The organism is bacterium, assembly GCA_024228115.1.
Classification (GTDB): Bacteria; Myxococcota_A; UBA9160; order UBA9160; family UBA6930.
On record JAAETT010000335.1, the window covers coordinates 1 to 545 of the forward strand.

The 545-nt window shown below is 58.7% G+C and carries 1 protein-coding gene; it reads right to left on the bottom strand.

Going from position 1 to position 545, the window contains the following annotated elements:
• The coding region (locus GY937_14845; protein MCP5057981.1) for a transposase family protein at positions 1-534 on the bottom strand (534 nt) is incomplete at its 3' end.
• Positions 535-545: the final 11 nt, after the last annotated feature.

Genomic DNA, 545 nt, shown 5'->3' on the forward strand with positions numbered 1-545 from the left:
AGGTCGTGATTCTACGAGTCGACCGACCGGTGAATCGCCAATCGATGTGTGGACTCGCTCGTCGTTGTAGTAGTCGACGTACTCGCGGAGTAGCCGTCTTAAGTGGTCTTCGTTCAAGACGACCACGTGGTCGAGCAGTTCGCGTCGGACGGAACCCACGAAGCGCTCAGCGGTTCCGTTCTGCCATGGGCTTCGGAAGGCCGTGCGCTTTGGGTCGATTTCGAAGCTCTTGATCGCGTGGGCGACCGCAGCCGAGAAGATCGAGTCGTTGTCGTAAATCAGGAATCGATGGCTTGGTTCGTTTGGGAGGGTCTCACGCAGCTGCTGGATCACCCAGTGAGCGCTCGGATTCTCGGTGACGTTGAAGTGGAGAACTCGCCGTCTGCCGTGGTCGATCGCGAACCAGACGTACAGCAGTTGGAACCGGACGGTCGGGACGACAAAGAAGTCCATGCCCGCGATCATGTCCTTGTGATTTCGGAGGAAGGTGATCCACCGTTGTTGCTGGCTGCGGTCGGGCTTCGTCTTCGGCACGTAGCGCGAGA